The sequence below is a fragment of the Streptomyces sp. NBC_01275 genome (assembly GCF_026340655.1).
GTDB lineage: Bacteria > Actinomycetota > Actinomycetes > Streptomycetales > Streptomycetaceae > Streptomyces.
In genome coordinates, this window is record NZ_JAPEOZ010000001.1 from 903145 (window position 1) to 924852 (window position 21708).

At 69.2% G+C, this 21708-nt stretch carries 16 protein-coding genes and 3 pseudogenes; 6 read left to right on the forward strand and 13 right to left on the reverse strand.

Annotated features, from left to right (window positions below; all coding sequences use genetic code 11):
• Positions 1–2 precede the first annotated feature (2 nt).
• From OG562_RS04005 to OG562_RS04015, 3 genes are all read right to left on the reverse strand, one after another.
• Positions 3–821: an SDR family NAD(P)-dependent oxidoreductase gene (locus OG562_RS04005; protein ID WP_266393656.1), complete on the reverse strand. Its 819-nt coding sequence runs from the start codon at positions 819–821 to the stop codon at positions 3–5.
• A gap of 34 nt (positions 822–855) precedes the next feature.
• Positions 856–2592 carry a thiamine pyrophosphate-binding protein gene (locus OG562_RS04010; protein ID WP_323187476.1) on the reverse strand — a complete coding sequence of 579 codons (1737 nt, stop codon included), beginning with the start codon at positions 2590–2592 and terminating at the stop codon, positions 856–858.
• Between the two features lie 168 nt (positions 2593–2760).
• Complete coding sequence (locus OG562_RS04015; protein ID WP_266393660.1) at positions 2761–3960, reverse strand: FAD-dependent monooxygenase; 1200 nt, start codon at positions 3958–3960, stop codon at positions 2761–2763.
• Between the two features lie 149 nt (positions 3961–4109).
• On the opposite strand from OG562_RS04015, the gene OG562_RS04020 reads away from it, so the two are divergent.
• Entirely contained in the window at positions 4110–4889 is a 780-nt protein-coding gene (locus OG562_RS04020) for an IclR family transcriptional regulator (RefSeq protein ID WP_266393665.1), read from the forward strand.
• Between the two features lie 28 nt (positions 4890–4917).
• Here OG562_RS04020 and OG562_RS04025 read toward each other — a convergent pair whose 3' ends face one another.
• Positions 4918–5337: a nuclear transport factor 2 family protein gene (locus OG562_RS04025; protein WP_266393666.1), complete on the reverse strand. Its 420-nt coding sequence runs from the start codon at positions 5335–5337 to the stop codon at positions 4918–4920.
• Positions 5338–5498: 161 nt separating this feature from the next.
• Positions 5499–7208, reverse strand: a complete 1710-nt coding sequence (locus tag OG562_RS04030; RefSeq protein ID WP_266393668.1) for an MFS transporter — start codon at positions 7206–7208, stop codon at positions 5499–5501.
• A 341-nt stretch (positions 7209–7549) separates the two neighbouring features.
• Here OG562_RS04030 and OG562_RS04035 point away from each other — a divergent pair, with 341 nt between their 5' ends.
• Positions 7550–8296, forward strand: coding sequence for an SDR family NAD(P)-dependent oxidoreductase (locus OG562_RS04035; protein WP_266393670.1), 747 nt, complete (start codon positions 7550–7552; stop codon positions 8294–8296).
• Positions 8297–8421: 125 nt separating this feature from the next.
• A pseudogene (locus OG562_RS04040) lies at positions 8422–8541 on the forward strand (MarR family transcriptional regulator); the annotation flags it as partial.
• Positions 8542–8578: 37 nt separating this feature from the next.
• Here the strand turns inward: OG562_RS04040 and OG562_RS04045 are convergent.
• Positions 8579–8860 (reverse strand): annotated as a pseudogene (locus OG562_RS04045) (CoA-transferase); the annotation flags it as partial.
• A 323-nt stretch (positions 8861–9183) separates the two neighbouring features.
• On the opposite strand from OG562_RS04045, the gene OG562_RS04050 reads away from it, so the two are divergent.
• Both OG562_RS04050 and OG562_RS04055 read left to right on the forward strand, forming a co-directional pair.
• Complete coding sequence (locus tag OG562_RS04050) at positions 9184–10488, forward strand: transcriptional regulator (protein ID WP_266393672.1); 1305 nt, start codon at positions 9184–9186, stop codon at positions 10486–10488.
• A gap of 168 nt (positions 10489–10656) precedes the next feature.
• On the forward strand, positions 10657–11196 hold the full coding sequence (locus tag OG562_RS04055) for a helix-turn-helix domain containing protein (protein ID WP_266393674.1): 540 nt from the start codon (positions 10657–10659) through the stop codon (positions 11194–11196).
• A 396-nt stretch (positions 11197–11592) separates the two neighbouring features.
• On the opposite strand, the gene OG562_RS04060 is transcribed toward OG562_RS04055, so the two are convergent.
• From OG562_RS04060 to OG562_RS04090, 7 genes and pseudogenes are all read right to left on the reverse strand, one after another.
• On the reverse strand, positions 11593–12642 hold the full coding sequence (locus OG562_RS04060; RefSeq protein WP_323187642.1) for an NmrA family NAD(P)-binding protein: 1050 nt from the start codon (positions 12640–12642) through the stop codon (positions 11593–11595).
• Positions 12643–12672: 30 nt separating this feature from the next.
• Positions 12673–13218, reverse strand: a pseudogene (locus tag OG562_RS45950) (alpha/beta fold hydrolase); the annotation flags it as partial.
• Positions 13219–13278: 60 nt separating this feature from the next.
• Complete coding sequence (locus OG562_RS04070; RefSeq protein ID WP_266393676.1) at positions 13279–13980, reverse strand: SDR family oxidoreductase; 702 nt, start codon at positions 13978–13980, stop codon at positions 13279–13281.
• A 761-nt stretch (positions 13981–14741) separates the two neighbouring features.
• Positions 14742–16445, reverse strand: a complete 1704-nt coding sequence (locus OG562_RS04075; protein WP_266393680.1) for a CocE/NonD family hydrolase — start codon at positions 16443–16445, stop codon at positions 14742–14744.
• Between the two features lie 64 nt (positions 16446–16509).
• Positions 16510–17325, reverse strand: a complete 816-nt coding sequence (locus OG562_RS04080) for an oxidoreductase (RefSeq protein WP_266409001.1) — start codon at positions 17323–17325, stop codon at positions 16510–16512.
• Positions 17326–17893: 568 nt separating this feature from the next.
• Positions 17894–18982 (reverse strand): alkene reductase, encoded by a 1089-nt coding sequence (locus OG562_RS04085; RefSeq protein ID WP_266393682.1) that lies wholly within the window; start codon positions 18980–18982, stop codon positions 17894–17896.
• A 180-nt stretch (positions 18983–19162) separates the two neighbouring features.
• The gene (locus tag OG562_RS04090; RefSeq protein ID WP_266393684.1) at positions 19163–20509 is read right to left on the reverse strand and encodes an aldehyde dehydrogenase family protein; all 1347 of its coding nucleotides are present in this window, start codon (positions 20507–20509) and stop codon (positions 19163–19165) included.
• A 173-nt stretch (positions 20510–20682) separates the two neighbouring features.
• Between OG562_RS04090 and OG562_RS04095 the strand changes: the two genes are divergently transcribed.
• A complete protein-coding gene (locus tag OG562_RS04095; RefSeq protein ID WP_266393686.1) occupies positions 20683–21600 on the forward strand; it encodes a helix-turn-helix domain-containing protein in 918 nt (305 codons plus the stop codon).
• Positions 21601–21708 lie beyond the last annotated feature (108 nt).

The following is a 21708-nucleotide window of genomic DNA, read 5'->3' on the forward strand; positions in this document are numbered from 1 at the left end:
CTCTATGCCGGCGGGCGGGTGAAGCCGGTGGCGCCGCCGTCCACCGGGAGCGCCGCGCCTGTGATGAAGCTGGCTTCGGACGAGGCCAGGAAGAGCACGGCGTCGGCGAGCTCGTCCGGTTCTCCTTCTCGGAGCATGGGAGTGCTGACCCTGACTCGCTCCCGGAAGGCCTCGGCTCCACCGGGCGGAAGGCCCGTCGTGCGGGCGGCGATGTCGGTGTTCATGCCGCCCGGGATGACGATGTTGACCCGGATTCCCTCGCCGATGACTTCAGCGGCGAGGATGCGTGTCAGGTGCTCGAGTGCGGCCTTGCTGGTCCCGTAGGCGGCGATTCCCGCGCTGGCCCTTCGACCGGCTGCAGAGCCGCAGAAGACGACGGCCCCGCCGGGTGCGAGCAAGGGCCTGAGACCCTGCATGAGGAAGAACGAGCCCTTGACGTTGGTGTTGAACACCATGTCCCAGGTGGCTTCGTCCATGTCGTCGAGGCGCTTGATGCCCGCCCGCCCGGCATTGAGGAAGGCGGCATCGACGTGGTCGACTTGTGCGGTGACCTCCGTGACAGCAGCCTTGATGCCGACCGGCGAGGAGAGGTCGGCTGCCACGGCGATCGTGCCCTCGCCGATCAGACCGCTCGCGATCTTCAGTCGGTCGGGGTCGCGCGCGATGATGACCACGCGTGCACCCTCGCGCGCGAACGCCTGTGCGGCTGCCAGTCCCAGTCCTCTGCTGCCGCCGGTGACGAGGCAGGTCTTCCCGAGGAAACGCTGACGCCGGTCCTCGACGGTCCGGTCGTGGGTTCCGGCGTCAGTCGTGTCGTTCATGGTTCTCCTTCGTGGGGGGGTCAGGAGTGCTGGTTCAAGCGTCGATCTCGATGCCGCCGAACGGAGCTCCGCCGTTCAGGACGCGCTCCTCCGGCGGAATGGGCGCAAGGCTCACGCGCACGTCGATGCACGTCGGCCTGCGGGCCGCGAGAGCGGCCTCGATCGCCGGGCGGAGCTGGTCGAGTTCCGCGACGTCGACACCGTCCGCACCCAGAGCTCGTGCCACGCCGCTGTAGGAGCCGTTCTGCAGGCGGTTGTTGGTGACGCGGTCCTGTCCGAAGAAGAACTGCTGGGTGTGCAGGGTGGCGCCCCATGCCTGGTTGTTGAGGACGATCACGATGACCGGGAGTCCCGCGCGGACGAGGGTGTCGAACTCGGCGAGGCTGTAGCCGACGGCGCCGTCGCCGGTGACGAGGATGGTCGCCTTGTCGGGGGTCGCGTACTGGGCTCCGACGGCCACGCCGAAGTTGCTCCCCATCGAGCTGAGGTAGCCGTGCCCGAGGTAGTGGGCCAGCGGGGCGAGGGCGATCGTCTCGGAGAGCCACAGCTCGGTCAGGGCGCCGTCGACGACCACGGTGGCGTTCTCGGGGACGCTCTCGGCGATCGTGCGGACCGCGAGGTACGGGTGGATCGCGTCGTCCCCGTGCTCCTCGGTCTCGGCGGCGAGCGCGGATCGCCGGGTGGCGGAGATGTCCCGCAGGGTCTTCAGCCAGTCGTCGCGCCCGGGGGGCACGGGGCTGTCGCCCAGGCGCTCGTTCAGCACGCCGACCGAGCCGACCGCGTCGGCCTGGATGCCGAGTTCGACCTCCTGCAGACGGCCGAGTTCACGGCCGTCTGGGTCGATCTGGAAGATCCGCGCGCTCTTCGGGAGCAGTCGTCCGGTGCCGAACTGGGTGGCCATTCCGAAGCGCAGCCCGAGCATCAGGACCAGGTCGGGCCGCTCGTCCTCGGGGACGGTGGCCAGGGTCTGGAGGAGACCGACGTGCCGCCCGGAGCCGACGATCGCCCCGAGACCCTCCCAGTCGGAGAAGAGAGGCACTCCGGTACGAGCGGCGAACTCGTGCAACTGAGCCCGTGCGTCGGCAGTGACGAAGGACTTGCCGACCAGCGCGATCGGCCGCTCGGCTGTGCTGAGCGCCGCGACGATCCGATCGACGCCGTCGGCGGAGGCGATGCCGCTGCCGTCGATCTCGACGCGGTAGTCCTCGGCCTCTTCGACGTCGACCTGCTGGCGGAGGACGTCCCAGGGAATGTCGAGGAGCACTGGCCCCTTGGGCTCCGACTGAGCTATCCGGATCGCCTGCGCGACCAGGCGGGGGATCAGCTCGGTACGGGTGACGCGGTGCGCGAACTTGGTCACCGGGGTTGCCATCGCCACCTGGTCGAACCCGGCCTGCTGGTCGTTGACCTGGTCCGTCTCAAGGGGCCCGGAGCCCACAACATAGAGGACCGGGGTCCGGTCCAGATGTGCGTTGGCGACAGACGTCAGGACGTTGGTGAAGCCGCCGCCGGCCGTGACGACGGCGACCCCCAGGTTTCCGGTGACCCGCGCATAGCCCTCGGCCGCGTGGCCGGCGTTCATTTCGTGGCGCACGTCGACGATCCGGAGCTTGGCATCCAGGGCGTCCTGGAGGATGCCGTCGATGTGTGCTCCGGGCAGGCCGAAGGCGACGTTGACTCCGGCTCGCTGCAGCGTTCGCACGACGAGCCCACTACCGGTTGCGGGTGCCATTCGGTGATCCGCCCTTCTGGACGTACTCAGGGTTTCCATGGAAATCACTGGGGACAGGGCCGTGTCTCAGGCCGTCCGCACCGGAGTCTCCGGCGTGGTCTGGGGGAGGACAATGGCCGTGTTCGTTGGATGGTCAACGCCTTGATCGACTTGGGAACATCGAGACCTCGTCGACCGGACCGGCCGGGGCGGAGCCTCCTGGCCGGTTCACACCGAGGCCGAGACAGCGACCTCGGGGTCGTACTCGTAGATCCAGCCGTTCGCTCTGAGTGGGTCGGCCTGCGAGTAGGCGAGGTCGCGTGCCTGCTGCTCGGGGCCGTCCGGAAGGTGGTTGATGTGAGACCTTCCGTGCGACACCTCCTGCAGGCGTGCCGTGCGGTGTCGACGGAGCTCTTCGTAGCGCCCCAGCGCCGCGATCGGGTTGTCCGGGTCCTCGGCAAGGCAGAGGGCCAGGACAGCGCCGTCCTCGATCGCCTGGGCGGCGCCCTGGGCGAAGAACGGGAACATCGGGTGGGCCGCGTCACCCAGGAGGGTCGCGTTTCCGCGGTTCCAGTGGTCGAGGGGCTCGCGGTCGAGCAACGCCCAGCGCCCCGGCGTGTCTGCGGCCCTGATCAGCTCCACCAGACGCGGATCCCAGCCGGCGAACTCGTCGAGCAGTTCCTCGAGCGTCGCGGTGGCCGTCCACGACTCGACACTGCTCATTCCGGCCGGTGCGAAGGCGACGAGGTTGACGTACTCCTCGCCGGAGACCGGGTAGTGCACGAGGTGACGGTCGGGGCCGATCCAGAGGGTCTGGGCGCGCCGCCTCGCGAACTCGGGCGCCTTCGCCGCCGGTACGAGGGCGCGGAAGGCGCAGATGCCCGACTCCCTGGCCTGAGTCGGACCGACGACGGCGCCGCGCACGCGTGAGTGGACTCCGTCGGCGCCGATGAGGATGTCCGGGCTGATCGTGTCACCGTCCTCGAACCGCAGAACCGCCTGGTCGCCTTCGAACTCGACCGAGACGCAGCGCTTGCCGAGGTGGACCGAGTGCTCGGGGACAGCCGACCTCAAGGCGTCCAGCAGGTCGGCGCGGTGCGCGGCGTAGGTGTGCTCGCCGTACAGGCGTTTGCAGCCGTCCTGAAGGTTCTCCGCGGAGAGGACGGCGCCGTTCTCCCAGCGCCGGAACTCCCAGCCGATCTCCATCCGCACCGCGCGCTCGACGAACCGGTCCAGCACGCCGAGACGCCGGAGCAGGCGGGCGGCGTTGGGGGCGGCCACCAGGCCGGCACCGACCTCGGTCAGGGCGGCCGCCTGCTCGTAGACGTCACTGTCGAAGCCCTTCTCGCGAAGGAAGGCCGCGGCAGCGAGGCCTCCGATGCCGCCGCCCAGGATCGCGATCTTCGGGCCGGCTTCCGTACTCATCATGCTCTTTCACTCCCGTGGACCTTGAGCGAGGTAGGTGACTGGCTGCGGTACGAGACTTCAGCAAGCTGCGCATTGTTAGAACAGAGTCATCCATCCAACGAACATGAAAGGTAGAGTGACCGGCGCCGCACATGATGAAGGAGAGGCCCATGCCTCGTGCGAACGAGCCAGGACGCACCGTCAGCTCCCGACTCTGGGATCTGCTGTTCGCCTTCGACCCCAACAACACCGAGCTGACCCTCGCCGACCTGGTCCGGCGCACCGGCATGCCGCACGCCACCGCCAGGCGCCTGACACTCGAACTCGTGGCGGCCGGCGCGCTGGAGCGCACCAGCGACAACCGGTTCGCGATCGGCCTGCCCCTGTGGCGCCTCGGGACCCTCGCACCGCGCGCCGAGACGCTCCGCAGCGCCGCGCAGCCGTTCGTGGAGGACCTGTACGCGGCGCTTCGCCAGCATGTGCAGCTGGCCGTCCTCCAGGGCGACCAGGCCGTGATCATCGAGCGGCTGTCGGCGGTCAACGCCGTCGGTCTGACGTCGCAGGTCGGCAGCCTTCTGCCCTTGCACTGCTCAGGTGTGGGCAAGGTGCTGCTGAGCCACGGCAGTCCGGCCTTCATCGATGAGGTGCTGGCGGGAAGGCTCCAGCGCTTCACTCCCAAGACGATCGTGGACCCGGCCGAACTCCGTCGCGAACTGGCGTCCTGCCGCTCGACCGGAACGGTGGTCGTCAAGGAAGAGCTGAGCGAAGGGGCCGAGTCGGTCGCGACGCGCATCGTCGACGGCAGCGGCAAAGTCGTCGCGGCTCTTTCCGTCGTGGTGGCCGCCGGCTCGATCAAACTGCAAGCGGTCGTGCCCTCCCTGGTCACGAGCGGACTGGGACTGTCCAGGAGTCTCGGCTGGAGACCGGGCATTCCCATTCGCACCGCGTGACCCTTCGCGGGGCGAGGAATCCGGCACGTCATACCGACGGTTGCCGCCGGGAGAGCTGCATGTGGCCGAGGCGCCATCCCTCGTCGGTCGAGAACCACACCCGGGTGGCCACGGCCTGCACCAGGAACGGCGGCAGGTCGGGCAGGCGCCGGATGCGCATCTTCTGAAAGCACGTCACGATGGCCCGTCCCCCTCGCTCACGGCACATCACTTCGCTGGTCTCAGCCTCGACGGTGGGTCCCATGGACGCGTTGTAGCCGAGGAAGTGCTCGCGGTCATGGACGTTCCCGACCGGGCCGTGGACGATCACACAGTCGCGGAGCATGAGGTGACGCTGCTCCTCGTCGCCCTTTGTGATCGCGACGAGCCACGCCGCCTCCGCCTGAGCGACCGTGGCCGGCATGCGGTCGTCGTTCGTGCCGGTCGGCTCCGAGTATGCGGTGGTCATTGTTCGACTCCTGTCCGAGTGCGTCTGTCGATCGTTGTGTCGTGTACGCCGCGGCCCGCCGCGACTGCCGCTCTTGAGGAGGAGGTGGAGTCGCGGCGGGCGGCCGGTTGACCTGGCCGGACTGCTACCCGTGTCCCGGCCCAGGCGCGTTCGTCATGCGGTCAGTCGGCGAGGGTGTGCGGGTCGTCATCGAGATGAGCCTGGTCCACGCCGCCGCGCACGCCGACGAGAATGAGCGCCGCCGCCACGAGAGCCGCCACGCCGGCGAGCACGTACGCGATGGAGTAACTGCTGCTGAGGGCGTCGAAAGCGACGTCCTTGAGCGGGTTGAAAGGCACCACCTTGCCATCCGGCAGTGTGATGTCGGCCGGCACCGAGTTGGCGCCGAGCGGGCCCGATTGCACGGCGTGCACCGCTGCCTCGAGCTGTGGTCTCTGATCCGCGGGAGCATGGGCCGCGGATGCCTGGAATGCCTCGTAGGCCTTGCTCAGTGCGGGATCACCGGCCAGCTTGCGGGCGATCTCGTCGGAGGCCCGGCCCAGTGCGACAGCACCGGCGATCGCGGGGCCGAGGGCGAACCCGAGGTCCCGGAACGTGCTCGTGACACCACTCGCCATACCGGCGAGGTGGTTGGGCAACGTGTTGACGGCGACCGCGGTGATGGAGGCGAAGGCGAGTGCCGAGCCGACACCGGCGAGGATCAGCGGCCCGACGATGGCGCCGATGGACCGACTGGTCGTCGGGATGACGGCGAACCACAGCCCGCTGGCACCGATGAGGGTCAGGGCCGTGCAGAGAACCCAGCGGGGGTTGTAGCGCTCGAGCAGCTTGGAGGTGAGGGGCAGCAGTACGAAGCCGATGCCCCCGAAGAAGAGGTAGGCGACGGAGCTCTGCAGTGGGCTGAATCCCTGGATGATGGTGAGGCGGATACTGGTGCTGTACATGATCACGAGGAACGCGAACATACCGATCAGGGTGACCACCGAGTTCACGGCGAACGCCCGGTTCCGGAACACGCTCAGGAGAAGCAGCGGCGCGGCCGCACGGCTCTCGGCGAAGACGAACAGCACGAGGAAGACGGCCGCGGCGATGAACGCGATGGCGATCTGGGGGCTCCCCCAGCCGGTCTCGGAGCCCTGGATCACGGCGTACATCAGAGCGAACAGGCCGAGCGCGGCAGTGATCTGCCCCGGCCAGTCGACGGAGCGGCCCTCGGGCGAGGCGGAGTTCTGAGCGAGGGCCAGCGACAGGACGACGCTCACCACGGCGATGACAAGGACGCCGACGAAGGCCCATCGCCAGTTCGCGTTCCCGGCCCAGCCGAGGTCGATCTTGGCGGCGAGGCCTGCCAGCAGCGGGCCGAGGAAGCCGCCGACCGAGAGCGCGGTGGCCCAGATCGCCACGCCACGCGCGCGGGTGGCGGTGGTGTGCGTACCGGCCGCCACCATGGCCAGGCTCGTCGGGAAGATGGCCGCGGCCCCGATACCACCGAGGACTTGGGCGAGGATCAGCAACGTCACCCGGGTGTCGGACGAGTGTCCCGCACCCGGCACCAGGATCGCGAGAGCCGACCCCACGGCAATGAGCGCGGCGCCCCCGACGAGCAGGCGCTTACGGCCGAAGAGGTCGCCGAACACGCCGAAGCCCAGTCCCAGGGCGGCGACGGGAAGCATGAAGGCCTCGGTGATCCAAGTCAGTTGGGCCGAGGACGGCGCGAGATCCTGCTGGATCAGCCCATTGATGAGCGAGGGGACGGAGAGGGCTATCTGCGCGAGGCACACGGCGAGAACCACCGCGGCCAGGGTGCCCGGGGCCAGGGTGTATCTGCCCCCCTCTCCCTCCGCTGCCTTGGGTGAATCGATCTGAACCATGGACGACTCCTTGGCGCAAAGCGCTGCTGTCGGAACCGGCGTCCGCTGCCGGACCCTGCTGTGGGTGCATTTGTCGCGGTCATCCCGGCAACACCGCTGCCGTGCCGCCCCTGAGCCTTGCGGAGTGCCTCCACGCCGCCCTTCCACCGGACCTGATTCAGGACGCTCGGCGCGGTGGCCGACCCGCCGAGCAGCGTCAAGGTAGGAACGACCCCCGTCACGCTCAACAGCCATGTTCATTGGACGAACAAGCCGCCGCTGATCCGCGGTCTCGAAGCGCACCATCCCTGGGGGACGGCCTGGCCACGGCCGCCCGGCAGCACCGGAAGGAGCAGTGACTGATGGCTGGGAGGCTGACGGGCAGGACCGCCGTCGTGACCGGAGGCAGTACGGGCATCGGGCAGGAGATCGCGCGCAGGCTCGCGGCGGAGGGAGCGGACATCGCGGTCGCGGACATCGATCCGGCCGACGAGACGCGGGACCTCGTCGCGGAGACCGGCCGGCGATTCTTCAGCGACAAGGTCGACGTCTCGGACGAGGACGCCATCCACGGGTTCGCCGCCCGGGTCCGACGTGAGCTCGGCGCCGCCGACATCCTGGTGAACAACGCGGCCGTCGTTCTTCCGGCCGACATCGACCACGTGACCTTCGAGGAATGGCGTCGCACCTTCGCCGTCAACGTGGACGGCCCCTTCCTGGCCTCCCGGGCGTTCCTGTCGGACCTGAAGGAGTCCGGGTCGGGACGGATCATCAACATCACGTCCGCGAGCTACTGGACTCCGCCGCCTCCCTTCGTCTCCTATGTCTCCGCCAAGGGCGCGCTGAACGGATTCACCTCGGTCCTGGCCGCCGACCTCGCCGCTCACCACATCACCGTCAACGGCGTCGCAGCGAGCCTGGTCCGGACAGCCACGGCCGCGGAGAAGACGAGCGAGCTCTTCTTCGAGCAGACCGTGCGGATGCAGAACATCAAGCGGGTCCAGATGCCGGCCGACGTCTCGGGCGTCGTGGCGTTTCTCGCCTCCGACGACGCCGCGTTCATCACGGGGCAGATCGTCGTCGCGGACGGCGGAAGCACACGCCGCTGAGGGGGCTCTTCGGAGTGGGCGCCCCCCCCTCAGCGGCTCTTCCGCGGTTGGCCCGGCTGGTGACGGCGCCGACCGACGAGGCCCCGGAGCGCCGGCAGGACGCCAGCCGGGCTTTGATCCCCCTGCCCTACCCCAAGCTCCCCGAGCAGCAGTCGGCCCTGCTCCAGTACGTCGCCGAGCACGACGGCGCGACCGTCCACAAGGCCGCCGACGCGCTGCGGATGATGCCGAACAACGTCCGGTCAGAGCCGCCAGGGAGTCCACCGTGTTGTCGCCGAACGTCTCGCGCACGCGCAGTCCGTCGGGCGTGACGTCGAGCACCGCGTGATCGGTGCAGATGCGGGTCACGCAGCGCACTCCGGTCAGCGGGTAGGTGCAGGTGGCGACGAGTTTCGGCGTGCCCTGCTTGGTGAGCAGGTCGGTCATCACGTAGAACGACTTCGCGCCGATCGCGAGATCCATCGCTCCGCCGACGGCGGGAATCGCGCCGGGCTCGCCCGTCGACCAGTTCGCGAGATCGCCGGTTTCTGACACCTGGAACGCGCCAAGGACACACACGTCCAGAGTCAGAGGAAACCGCTCTGATTCGACCCCGGTTCGACCCGGGTCGCTCGGAGACAGTCAGAGGCAGCGACCTCCGCAACAGGCCTCTGAGGGACCTGAGTTGGCCGGTGTGGATCACCAGTGGACCACTCTGGCGGTGCTCTGTTTCGACCTCGGTCGAGCTGCGATGGGGACGCCTGCCTCCGCTCGGGGCCAGGCATTCGAGGGTTTCCAGGACGGCCATTCTGGAGACCTTGCCGGCGCCGACGGAGGTCGGTTCCGGACACCACTCGTGGTCTTAGCGGGCCTGGGTGGCGTCCACGTCTTTGCGAGACGACTCCACCGTGCCAGACAGCACCCATCACGCCCTCTCTCAACGAAACTCCACCGAATTCCGCGGAATTCTCAGCCCCGTCCAGCTTCCGTCGGCCGCGACCGATCTCATTCGGCTCGGAGACCTCACCGGCAGCTACGCCACCGGCAGTTACAGCAGGCTCGCCTCCAACGGCCGAAGTCTGGTCCTGCGTGAAAACCGCGCGGGCGCTGCCGAGCACGGGCACCGGATCACCGCGGCCATCGCCTGCCACGTGGCCCATGCCGGTGGCACCATCGACCAGCTGACGCAGTTCCTGCTGCACCCGGAGCATGAGGGCGGCAGGCACGCCTGGAGCATCGCGCTGCGTTCCGGGCAGTCGTGTGCCTTGGGCTACATCCGCCGGGTGTGGGCCAGCGCTTCGGAAGCGGTCAGCACCACCAGGCTTCTCAGGTCCCGGCACGAGGTATACGAGGTTCTCGCTGCGCTGCGCGACCGCATCGAGACCACGCCCTGGCGCGGCGAGCGGGGACGTACCGCGCTGCGGGTACTGCGGGCGCATCTGAACTTCGCCGAGATCGCGGGCGGCCCCCTGCACCACGCCAGCGAACGGCAGACCGCCGAAGAAGCCGGCATCTCCCGCACGACGCTGCGAGCCGTCTACGAGAAGGTCCTCAAACCGCACGGCTGGCTGCGCCGGCTGCGAGTCGGCCACGGCCGCGAAGGCTCGACCTGGCACCTGGACACTTGGCCGTCTCGTTTCCGGACCACTCAGTACCCCCCCGACCCGGCACTTGAGGAGTGGACCACCCCTGAGACGGCCACGACGGCCGTCATCGACTCCACCGTCCTCGGCCACCTGATGGGCCTTGATGCCTTCGCCCACCAAGGCCTCGGCAGCGCCGCCCTCATGATCATCAGTGCTCTGCACCAGCGCCCGGACCAGGCGGTCATTGAGCTCGTCGGCACTTCCTCGGTCTCCCGCGCCACCACCTACCGGTCCCTGCGGCGCCTCGCCGACCACGGTCTCGTCGAGCACACCGGGGAGACCTGGGCCCTCGCGCCACGTGCGCTGGAGGGCTTCGGTATCCGCCTCCCGGACGCCGACAACGGCCGCACCGCAGCGTCGGCACAGGGCTGGGACAAGGTCGCCGAGCAACACGGCACCAGGGGCCTCGCGGCCCGGCGCAAGGCCCTGCACGCGGCCGAGCGGGCGGCCTACCAGGAGGCACTGGACCGGCTTGCGGAGCACCGCAGCAAGGCTCTCGTGATCATCTGCGACGGCCGCCAGGTCCTGGTACCAGTGCCGCGCCCCGACGAGATCCCACCGCCGTGACACGCCCCGGGGGGGGCGGGTCCTCGACCCGGCCACAGGCCGTCCTGCCGCCGACTGGCGGGTCGCCACCGACGGCCGGCTGATCCTCATCACCCCATCGGACCAGCGCAGTTACGACGAGCTGGCCGCCGCCCATGCCGAAGCCCTCAGCGAATGGGAGTCCGTCGCATGAACCCACATCCCCCACCCGGCCCCGGCACGAGCGAGGCGGTGACGCCCCAGGCCCTGCGCAAGCAGTACGAGGCCGGTGCCACGGTCGACGAACTCGTCACCGCCAGCGGCCTGTCGTACGGCACGGTCCTCAACCGGCTGCACGACGCCGGAACCGTCATGCGCACCTCCTGGCAGACCCGCCGGATGCGGCAGAACCCACAAGCCCGCAGGCGACTCGCGGCCCGTCTGCGCACCCTGTACGAGCAGCACGGCGCAACTCTCACCGAACTCGCCGCAGCGGCGGGAGAGACGAGGCGCGGTGCCCGGCGCCTGCTGATCGAAGCCGGCGGCACCGTGCGCACCACGCAGCAGACCCTGCGGATGCGCGCCGCAGCACGGGCCGCCGAACGGTACAAGGTCGCGCTGTCCCTGCGCGCACGGTACGAGGCCGGCGCCACAGTGCCGGAACTCGCCACGGAGCACAGCGCTTCGCGGGTGAGTCGTCAGCTTATGAGTGCGATCACCGCGACGTGGAATATCGCTTCGGAACAGTGAGGGTGGGGTTCGTAGCTGCGGGCATGCCTGGCCCGGGTGCTCGGTGCTTCGTGCCTGCCGGGTGAGCGGTGCCGTCTGCACCGCGGTCGCCGCCCACCTGCCTGGCTCGGTACCCGGCGAGGTCGCCCCAACAGCGCCACCGGCCACACCGTCCGCGTCCGGCACCCCGCCGGTTCCCTCACCGTCGAGGTCGACGTGAATGGCCCTCGCCTTCCAGATCCGTAGAGCGACCTATGAATCCCTCGGATGTCTGTTTCTACAGGTGAGAGCGTTTTGCTGAACGTTCAGGGTCAGCGCCGGGTTGATCCAGCCCGGTGCTGACCCTCGCAAGCCACCTCCACGCGTCAAAGGGCGGGATCCCACGAGTTGGAGAGGTGGGCCGGATCGCTCAGCGGTTCAGGCAGACGCCAGCTTCCGGATGCGCGGGTGGTTCTCCAGCGCCCACCGCACGGTCTTCGGCGGGCGTCCGAGCAGGGTTTCCAGCTGGTCGGTGGTGCCGCGGTAGCCGCCGCCGCCCTTCAGCCGGGTCAGGGTTTTGAGGTGCTCCGCAGTGTGCGGGAGCGCGGACAGGGCGGTGTCGACGTAGGTTTCGTTCCAGGTTTCAACGTCTTCGGGAACGTACGTGACCTCGCGTCCCAGAACGGCCGCGTAGTCCTCCGCGAACCCGTGCATGTCCTTCAGTTCCGGGCCGTTGAGGTCGTAGGACTTCGAGATGTGCTCAGCCGGGTCGGCCAGGATCTTCACGCACAGCTCCGCCACGTCGTAGCCCGCGATGGGCGCGAGCCGGTGGTCACCGAAGGGCAGGCGCAGTTCACCCCTGCTCAGCGGCTCCAGCGCCAGCCAGGTCATCAGGGGGTTCTCGACGAACATGGCCGCCCGGATGTTGACTGTCGGGAGGCCGGACCAGTCCAGCACCTGCTCGGCGACCCAGTGGGCGCGTTGCTGCGGCGACCAGTTGGCGACGAGTCCGCCGAGCCACGCACGCCGCTCATCCTCCGGCGCGGTCATCTTGTCGAACGTCATGAACGACTGCTCGTACTCGGAGATGTTGACGAAGACCTCGATGTCGCCCTGGGCCCGTGCCGCGGCGGCCATCAGGCTGACGGCGTCGGTGTAGTACGGCGACAGGCTCATGCTGAAGTAGATGCGGCGGACGCCCTTCAGCGCGGCGCTCACGTCGGCGATGGTGAGCAGGTCACCGACGAAGACCTCGGCCCCGGCCTGGCGGAGCGCATGCGCGCGCTCGTCGTCCTGGCGCACGAACGCGCGCACCGGGTGCCCTTGTTCGAGCAGCATGTCGACCATCGTCCGGCTCACACCGCCGACTTCGCCGGCGGCACCGGTGATCAGGATGGGGTTGCGCTCTGGCATCAATGTGTCCTCTGTCTGGTGGTGGGGGGATTCAGTTGTTGAGAAAGCCACGTGGCGGATGCCGCGTAGCGTCATCGGGACGCGGGGTCGTCGATGCGGGTGAGGGAAGTCGAGGAGTGCGGCGTCGACCTCGGCGGGACGCTCCTGCTGTGTCCAGTGCCCGCAACCCGGCAGCACCACCGGGCCGTGCAGTTGAGGCACGGCAGCGGTCAGCGGGTTGCCCGACCCGCCCTGACCACGGAAAATCTCACTCAGCGAGCTGCCCCGCCCAGGGGACCCGGCGCGGTGACCAAGGTCGTGGTCTCCCACCACATACAGCGCAGGACCGTCGATCCCGAGACCCCGGAGGGGTGCGAGCAGTTCGTTGTTGCGTTCGATGTTCCGGCACCAGTCGAAGGCCCCGGTGAACGCCCGCTCGCCGTGCAGGACGAACTCCTGCACGTACGCCGGAATGTCGTCCTCTGTCGGCCACCCCGGGAGAGCGGGTGACTCCCGGCGTAGCCGCGCTGGTCGGGGGCGACGACCCGGTACCCGGCCGCCGCCAGCGCCCCGAACTGGTGACGCCCGGAGTACCAGGTCTCCGGCCAGCCGTGCAGCAGCAGGATCAGCGGCCTGCCCTTGTTCGGCGATGTGCAGCCGGACCCCGTTCACATCGACGAAGCGGTGGGTGGGCGAGCTTGGACACGCGGCTCCCTGGAAACGCGGGTGGTGTCACTTCTTCAGCTGGGCGTACATGGCTTCCAGGTCGGAGGACAGCTGCGACTTGACCCAGCGGGTGGTGTCGTCGGCCAGCACCTCGTGTGCTCCCGCCTCGATGCCGTCGAGTGCGGCCACAGCGATGTCGCGGGGGTCGGCCTTGGGTGCGTCGAGACCCGAGGTCATTTCAGTGTCCACGTAGGCCATGTGGAGCCCGGTCACCGCGATGCCGCGCGGCTGCAGCTCCAGGCGCAGGGAGTTGGTCTGCGACCACAGGGCGGCCTTGGAGGCGCCGTAGGGCGTGCCGTCGGCCAGCCAGGACAGGGCGGAATGGGCGTTGAGGATGTGGCCCCCGCCGTTGCGTTCGATGACCGGCACGAAGGCCCGGGTGACCAGCAGCGGCCCGTAGAAGTTGGTCTCCAGATCCCGGCGCACGTCCTCCATCGGGGAGTTGAGGTACGAAGCACGGACGGAGGCGCCGGCGTTGTTGATCAGGATGGTGACGTCCTGGGCCTGCTCGGCTGCGGCTGCCACGGATGCCGGGTCGGTGGCCTCGAGCGCCAGCGGAACGGCATCGGGGTGAGTCACCGTGCGCGGGTCACGGGCCGTGGCATAGACCTTGCCGGCCCCACGCGCATAGAGCTCCTCGACCAGCATCTTGCCGATGCCACGGCTGCCTCCGGTGACGAAGACGCTGGCGCCCTTGATTGCTGTCATGACTACCTCCACGAAGATGAAAACCGATCGGTTTCACCACCGTAAACCGATCGGTTTCGTGATGCAAGTCCGGCGGACCTCAGGCACCAGGGGCTGGCCTCGTGTCCATCGGCGAAGTCCGTACTCGCCGGGCGCAGGCCGGTGAAGCCGCGAGCCCGCCGACAGTGATCGACGTGGCCTGGCTGGGCCTCAGGCGGAGGTCAGCGGGGTGACATGAGGAGTGGCGTGCCGTACGGCTCGGTGTCGCCGACGTGCTCGGCCGCTCGCACTCGCGAGCCGGCCTGGGGTCGGCGACCAAGGGCGGCCGGCCACCGGCGGCGCAAGGGCAGCTCAAGTACGGCGGGCGGATCGGCGAGGCGCGCGACGGCAGGGAAGACAGGCCCGACGGCCCCGACGACCTTTGTGGCGTCGCGACCTCGCGACGAGAGGCCCAGTCCGCGGGGGCCGGCGCGCGGCCCCGTACGGACGGGTCGCGCACCGTGCGTGAGCTGGAGCCCACGTACCAGAGTCGCGGGATGATCCGGCCCCCGATCCGGCCCTCCTTGTGTCGCCTGTCGCCGACGCGACACCGCGCCGGTGGCCGAGCGCCTCGACGCCGCATGCACAGGCGCCCCGGTCGCTGGTGCGTTGGGAGGTAAACGGATCAGGCCGGTGGGTGACGATCAATCCCACGTCTGTGGCGGCTCGACGGACGTAGTGCCGAGGATCACCCTGTGCGAGATGGAGTCGCCCATGTCCACCGTGTGGATCTCCGGTGCTTCTTATGGGACCGGAACCACCGGCAGGACGATGCGGGAGGGGCGGGCGGGGTCGTGGAGGACGCGCTGGCGGGCCACTCTGACCGTGGTCGCGCTCTCCTCCGGCTCGCCCGTGTTGAGGTTGCGGTCCCAGCGGGGGAAGTTGCTGGAGGTGACCTGGACCCGTATCCGGTGGCCCGCCTTGAAGACGATGCTGGTCGACCACAGGTCCACGACGTGCTCGGCCGCCTCCCCTGGCGTCGCCGCGCGCACCCGCACGATGCCGTCGGTCACATTGCGGGAGACACCGCTCTCATCGACGTCGCACAGGCGTGCCACCCAGTCGGTCGAGGGTCCGTCCGTGGCAGCGAAGAGCACCGCCCGGACCCGGCCGGTCACCTCGACGTCCTCGGTGAGCGGTTCGGTGGTGAACACCAGGACGTCCTCGCGCGCCTCGACGGCCGCCTGGTCGAGCGGCCCGGGACGGAACTCGTCGGTGTTCAGGAGCCCGCCGCCCATGAGGAGCGCGCCGCCGGTGGTCGGCACCGGGTCCATGGGGTCGTAGGTGAACTCCTCGGCCTGCTCGGCGGTGGACGGCGGCTCCTGCGTCAGGCGTCCGTCCGCGCGCAGGTGGAAGTCCGTGTCCACGGCCCGCGACAGAGGCCATTCCGTCTCCTCGCGCCACTGGTTGATGCCCATGACGAACAGCAGCACCGTGCCCGTGTCCGGCCCCACAGCTCCGCCTTCGCCGCCTTCGCCGAGGGTGCGATGGAACCAGTCGAACTGCATGTCGTGCAGGCGTCCGCGCATGCCCATGTAGTCGGAGTGCGCACCGAACCCGAAGTTGACGTCCCCGACCACGTGCCGCCAGTTGGTGTGGGTCCACGGGCCCATGACCAGCGTGGCGGACCGGCCGGCGCGGCGCATGGCGGTGAAGTTGTCGAGTGTGCCCTGGCCGAAGATGTCGAACCAGCCGCCGACCTGGAAGGTGGGCAGATCGACCTCGCCGTGCCGGCCCACGACGGTGCAGGACGCCGCCCACTCGGGCTCCCGCCGGGAACGCTCGTAGCCCAGCTCGGGCAGGTCGTGCCGGGCGAACGCGGGAAACCGACCGGCGGGCAGCTCCCCGTAACCGCCGCTCGCCAGGCCGTCGAAATCCTGCACGAGCCCGGTGATGCCGTTCACGAGCCCGTCCAGATCGGTGGAGTAACGGCGCATCAGGGTGTCGGCCCCCTGCAGGAGCGACCAGGGCACGCTGAGGCCGAGCTCGATCGCGCCGCCACGTGTCCACAGTCCGTCGTCCGGGTCGGACCAGGTGATCATCGGCGCGATGGCCTTCAGCTCCGGCGGCTTGGACAGCGCCGCCATCCACTGGGTGTTGCCGAAGTAGCTGCCGCCGATCATGCCGACGGAGCCGTTCGAGCCGGGGAGGGCGGCGGCCCACCGTACGGTGTCGTAACCGTCGCTCTCCTCATGCGTGAACGGCTCCCACTCGCCCTCGGAGGCGAACCGGCCACGGGTGTCCTGGAGGACCACCATGAAACCGTGCCGGGCAGCCGCCAGAGGATCGAGTACGACGCCCATCATGGGCGTCTGCTTGCCGTACGGCAGCCGGCTCAGCAGCACCGGCCACGGTCCCGTACCGCCGGGCCGGTAAACATCCGCACGCAACACCGTGCCGTCACGCATCTCTGCCGGAACGTCGAACTCGATCTGTGTCTCCGCCATGTGTCGCTCCATACGTCTTACGTCTGAACGTCTTTTGCTTGCAGGTGCTTGAGTGCGGGAGGCGTCAGCCGGCCAGCTTGTTCATCTTGCGGATCTGCTTGTCGAAGACCTGGGCGGGAGCGACGCGGCGCAGTATGCGCGCGCGTCCGGCCAGGGGGCCGGCGGTGTAGCGCAGCTTCGGTTTGGCGTCGGTCGCCGCCGCGACGATCGCCTTGGCGACGATGGCGGGGGCGTCGCCGTCCCTGATCGCCTCCGCCATCACGCGGTCGACGGTGAGCCGCTGCTTCGCGTAGGCGTGCAGGGGGGTGTCAGGCTTGGCGCTGTTGGCCTCGAATCCCGTCCTGGTGTAGGCGGGTTCGACGATGAGCGCCCGGATGCCGTGGTCGCGGACCTCGTGGTCGAGGGACTCGGTGTAGCCCTCGATCGCGTGCTTGGAGGCGGCGTAGGCGGCCATGTAGGGCTGGGGCAGGAACCCGAGTACGGACGAGATGTTGATGATGCGCCCGCGTCGCTGAGCGCGCATGTGCGGCAGGACCTCGTTCACCATGCGCATGACCCCGAAGACGTTGGTGTCGAAGACGGCCTGGGCTTGCTCGACGGAGGTTTCCTCGGCCGCACCCGTCGAGCCGACGCCGGCGTTGTTGACCAGGACGTCGATCCGCCCGAACAGTTCGCTCACCTCCTGGACCGCTGTGGCGACCGAGGCGTCACTGGCGACGTCGAGCCCGAGGAACGTCACGCCGTCGAGCGGGGTGATGCGTGAGGTGTCACGGCTTGTGCCGACCACGTTGAATCCGGCTGCGACCAGGGCGAGCGCGGTTTCCTTCCCGATGCCGGATGACGCACCCGTCACGAGTGCCACCGGCCGGTTCGTCGTCATCATGGATGCCTTATTCGTCAGAAACTGATCAGTTTCTGTTCACAGTAAACTGATCGGTTTCCATGCGCAAGCTCAAGCGCCAACCCGATCCGGACCGCGCCACCGTCTGCACGCTGAGACCGATCGGGCTGCGCGGCGGCTGCGGCGTCTCGCCCAAGGTGGGACGGAGCGCTGTTGGTGACGCGCGTTATGGATGGGGTTTCGTTCTGTCCGTTGTCCCACTGCGGGCATGGGTCAGGGCCCTCCGGTGTGAAGGGCCCTGGACCAGTGGTGGCGTCGGTTCTGGCACCGTGCTCCGACGCGGTCGCGAACGCGTCGTCCAAGCTTTCGATGCTGCCCTGCCCTGCGCGGCGACGCGCAGGGCACCGTGTCCGGGATCGCCCGCGCCGCGAGCGCCGCCCGTCGCGGCCTCAAGCTCTTCTCTCAGCTGCTGGTTCTCCAAGGTGATCCGCTGGATGTGGCAGGCGGCGAGTGCCGCCACCAGGCACATAGGTCAGGACCAGAGGGACTTCGGTGGCCTGACACGCCGCGCTTGGCTCCGCACTCGCCGGCGATGACCCTTTTCGGTTCACGCGCTGTCGGCGGGCAGCGTCGGGTAGTCGGTGTAGCCGCGGTGGTCGCCGCCGTAGAAGGTGGCCGTGTCGGGGGTGTTGTAGGGGCCGCCGGCTGTGAGGCGGGCGGGCAGGTCGGGGTTGGCCAGGAACAGCGCGCCGAAAGCGATGATGTCCGCGGTGCCGTCCGCGATGTGGGCGAGTGCGCCGGGGCCGGTGGCCTCGGGGTGGGTGAAGGGGTTGAGGATGAACGCCGTCGGCCAGTCCTTGCGCAGCCGGTCGGTCAGGTCGCGGTCCGGGCTCTCGACCAGGTGCAGGTAGGCGAGGTCCAGCCGGGCGAGTCCGGCGATCAGGGTGGTGTAGGTCTCCAGCACGTCCGCCGGGTCGGTCTCGGCGATGTCGTTGTAGGGGTTGCCGGGAGAGATACGGAAGCCGGTCCGGTGGCCGCCGATCGCCTCCGCGATGGCCGTGGCGACCTCGATGCCGAAGCGGACCCGGTCCGCGGCGCCACCTCCCCAGTTGTCGGTGCGCAGATTGGTGTTGGGGGCGAGGAACTGGTGGATCAGGTAGCCGTTCGCCCCGTGGATCTCCACGCCGTCGAAACCGGCGGCTATCGCGTTGCGCGCGGCGTCGGCGTAGTCGGCGATCGTCTGGGCGATGTCGTCCTGGTCCAGTTCCTTCGGCGCGACGTAGTCCTGGGGGCCCTGGTAGGTGAACACCTGGCCCGCCGCCGCGACGGAGGAGGGGGCGACGGGGAGGAGTCCGTCGGGCAGCAGGCTGGGGTGGCTGATCCGGCCGGTGTGCATGAGCTGCGCGAAGATCGTGCCGCCCTGGGCGTGGACGGCGTCGGTCACCTCCCGCCAGGCGTCGACCTGCTGGGCGGAGTGCAGGCCCGGGGTGTTGGTGTAGCCCTGGCCGCCGACCGACGGCTGTATGCCCTCGGTGATGATCAGGCCGGCGCTCGCGCGCTGGGCGTAATAGGTGGCCATCAGCTCCGTCGCCGTGGCTGCGGGAGCGTCGGCGCGGCTGCGGGTCATCGGCGCCATGGCGATGCGGTTGGCGAGCGTCTTGCCGCTCAGGTCGATCGGGTCGAACGCGGTGGTCATAGCAGCTTCCTTCGAAGAATGGGTCGGGTGAAAGAGGCAGGCGGCGGCACGGACCTGCGGGGTGCCGGGGAGCTGGTGATCGACAAGACAGAGACCTCAGCAATCCCCATGCCGCTGGTCAGAGGCACCTTCTGCTGTGCAGATCACCAGTCGGACGGCCTGCTTCACGAAGGCGCGGGCTCAGCTGAGCGGGACGTCCGCGACGGCCTTGAGGTGGCTGAATGCCTCGAGGGAGTACCGGCCGTGGTACCGGCCCATGCCGCTTTCGCCGACGCCACCGAAAGGCAGGCCGGGCATGAGCAGTTGCATCACCGGCTGGCCCCAGGCGACGCCGCCGGAGGAAGTCTCGTTCACCAGGCGCGACTTGGTGTCCTCGGAGGTGGTGAAGGCGTAGAGGGCGAGGGGCTTTTCGCGTTCGTTGATGAAGGCGATGGCGGCGTCGAGGTCGGCGACTTCGACGACGGCGAGGATCGGACCGAAGATCTCTTCCTGCATGACCGGTGATGCGGGGTCGACATCGGTGAGCACGGTCGGTGCGATGTACAGGTCGTCGCGGTCGTGCTGGCCTCCCACCGCCGCCCGGCCGGAATCGAGCAGGCGGGTGAGCCGGTCGAAGTGCCGCTCGTTGATGATCCGGCCGAAGTCGGCTGAGGTCTGCGGGGTGGAGCCGAACTGGGCTTCGACCGCTGCGCGCAGGGCGGGGACCAGTGCGGCGGCGGTGGCAGGTTCGGTCAGAACGTAGTCGGGGGCTATGCACTGCTGCCCCGTGTTGCCGAACTTGGCGCCGACCAGCCGCTTCGCGGTCTCGTCCACGTCGGCGTCGGGCGCCACGAAGACCGGTGACTTGCCTCCGAGTTCGAGCGTGACCGGGGTGAGGTTCTTGGCGGCTGCGGCCATGACGATCCGGCCGACCGTGCCGTTGCCGGTGTAGAAGATGTGGTCGAAACGCTGCGCCAGGAGGGCCGTGGTCTCCTCGGCGCCCCCCTCGACCACGGTGAGTACGTCGGCGTCGAAGTACTCACGCAGGAGGCGTGAAGCGACCGCCGATGTGTGCACCGACATCTCGCTCGGCTTGGCCACCACGGTGTTCCCGGCGGCCAGCGCGCCGATGATGGGGTCGATGAGAAGGTGCAGCGGGAAATTCCACGGAGCGATCACCAGCACGACCCCGAGCGGGTCGTACGTGGTGTAGGCCGTTGTCGTGGGACCGAAGTGGGCAGGAACCTCCACCGGGCGAGGCTGAAGCCAGTCGTCGAGATTCGCCAGCGCCTCGTCGATGTCGGCGACGGTGAAGTCGATCTCCTGCACCTTCGCCTCGGTAGCGTTCTTCCTCAGGTCCGCCCAGAGCGCTTCGATCAGCTCCTGCTCGTTCTCGACCAGCAGCGCCCGCAGCCGCTGCAGCTGGCTGACGCGCCAGTCCAGCCCGCGGGTGACGCCGGTGTTGAACGTCGCACGAAGGCGGCCGACCACCTCCGCAGCCGTTTCCGTCCGGTGCGTCCTCGACTCGATCCCCTGTGTTGCGCTCATGGGATGTGCTCCGTTCTTGATGCAAGCCACGCCCCGGCCGCCTTCCGGCCGGGCACGGTGGCCAGCGTCCCGGACGGGCGGGCATCCACCCAGGCCACGGCATTGCGTACGTGCGCGGTGCCTACCACTGGTTGGGTCAGGATGGTGTGCGTGCGACCGTGGATACTCGAGGCATGGACGAATACCCCGAACCGGTGCACGAGCTGGTCGCCGGCGCTCTGGACCCGCGTGCCGAGCTCAGTGAGTTCCTGCGCACCCGGCGGGCCCGGCTGAAGCCGGAGGACGTGGGGCTGCGGGGCTTCGGGCGGTACCGGCGGGTGCCGGGGCTGCGCCGCGAGGAGCTGGCGCAGCTGGCCGGGGTGTCGGTGGCGTACTACACGCGGCTGGAGCAGGGCAACGGGCGGACCGTGTCGGCGGAGGTCCTCGATGCCATCGCCCGCGCGCTCAGGCTGAGCGACGCCGAGCACGCCCACCTCACGCACCTGGCGAAGCCGAAGCAGCAGAAGAAGCCGGCCGGCCGCGCCCAGCAGGTGCGGGGTCCCCTGCGGACGCTGCTGGACACCATGGACGGTGTTCCGGCGATCCTCGTGGGGCGGCGCTCGGACATCCTCGTCTGGAACCGGATGGCCGCGGCGGTCTTCGGCGACTGGGCCGAGCTGCCGGCCAGGGAGCAGAACTGGGCACGGCTGGTGTTCCTGAGGCCCGAGTACCGCGACCTGTTCGTGGACTGGGAGCACAAAGCCAGCGACGTCGTCTCTCAGCTGCGCATGGACGCCGGCTCTCATCCGGACGACCCCCGGCTGTCCGCGCTGGTGGGCGAACTCTCCGTGAAGAGCGAGGAGTTCCGGCGGCTGTGGGCCACCCACGACGTCAAGGAGAAGTGCCACGGTATCCAGCGCCTGCACCACCCGCTCGTCGGCGAACTCGATCTCCGTCTCGAGTCGTTCCACCAGGCCGACGCCCACGAGCAGATGCTGGTGACCTACCACGCCGAACCGAACTCCCCGTCGGCGGAGGCTCTGCGACTGCTGGCCAGCTGGGGCGCGGATGCGACCCGGGCGGGAACGGGCACGTCTGCACGCACGGCTTGATGAACTCCCCTTGATCATCGGTAGTTGGCTTCGCGCCACGCCCAGCGTCCTTTCGCACGCCAGACGCCTCCGGGGGGCGGATTCAGGACGGCCCGGGTGGCGCGGGCG

Bases quoted from the DNA above. Each gene is read 5' to 3' on its own strand.
- OG562_RS04005 (WP_266393656.1), bottom strand. From the start codon at position 821: ATGAACGACACGACTGACGCCGGAACCCACGACCGGACCGTCGAGGAC.
- OG562_RS04010 (WP_323187476.1), bottom strand. From the start codon at position 2,592: ATGGAAACCCTGAGTACGTCCAGAAGGGCGGATCACCGAATGGCACCC.
- OG562_RS04015 (WP_266393660.1), bottom strand. From the start codon at position 3,960: ATGATGAGTACGGAAGCCGGCCCGAAGATCGCGATCCTGGGCGGCGGC.
- OG562_RS04020 (WP_266393665.1), top strand. From the start codon at position 4,110: ATGCCTCGTGCGAACGAGCCAGGACGCACCGTCAGCTCCCGACTCTGG.
- OG562_RS04025 (WP_266393666.1), bottom strand. From the start codon at position 5,337: ATGACCACCGCATACTCGGAGCCGACCGGCACGAACGACGACCGCATG.
- OG562_RS04030 (WP_266393668.1), bottom strand. From the start codon at position 7,208: ATGGTTCAGATCGATTCACCCAAGGCAGCGGAGGGAGAGGGGGGCAGA.
- OG562_RS04035 (WP_266393670.1), top strand. From the start codon at position 7,550: ATGGCTGGGAGGCTGACGGGCAGGACCGCCGTCGTGACCGGAGGCAGT.
- OG562_RS04055 (WP_266393674.1), top strand. From the start codon at position 10,657: ATGAACCCACATCCCCCACCCGGCCCCGGCACGAGCGAGGCGGTGACG.
- OG562_RS04060 (WP_323187642.1), bottom strand. From the start codon at position 12,642: ATGACGCTACGCGGCATCCGCCACGTGGCTTTCTCAACAACTGAATCC.
- OG562_RS04070 (WP_266393676.1), bottom strand. From the start codon at position 13,980: ATGACAGCAATCAAGGGCGCCAGCGTCTTCGTCACCGGAGGCAGCCGT.
- OG562_RS04075 (WP_266393680.1), bottom strand. From the start codon at position 16,445: ATGGCGGAGACACAGATCGAGTTCGACGTTCCGGCAGAGATGCGTGAC.
- OG562_RS04080 (WP_266409001.1), bottom strand. From the start codon at position 17,325: ATGACGACGAACCGGCCGGTGGCACTCGTGACGGGTGCGTCATCCGGC.
- OG562_RS04085 (WP_266393682.1), bottom strand. From the start codon at position 18,982: ATGACCACCGCGTTCGACCCGATCGACCTGAGCGGCAAGACGCTCGCC.
- OG562_RS04090 (WP_266393684.1), bottom strand. From the start codon at position 20,509: ATGAGCGCAACACAGGGGATCGAGTCGAGGACGCACCGGACGGAAACG.
- OG562_RS04095 (WP_266393686.1), top strand. From the start codon at position 20,683: ATGGACGAATACCCCGAACCGGTGCACGAGCTGGTCGCCGGCGCTCTG.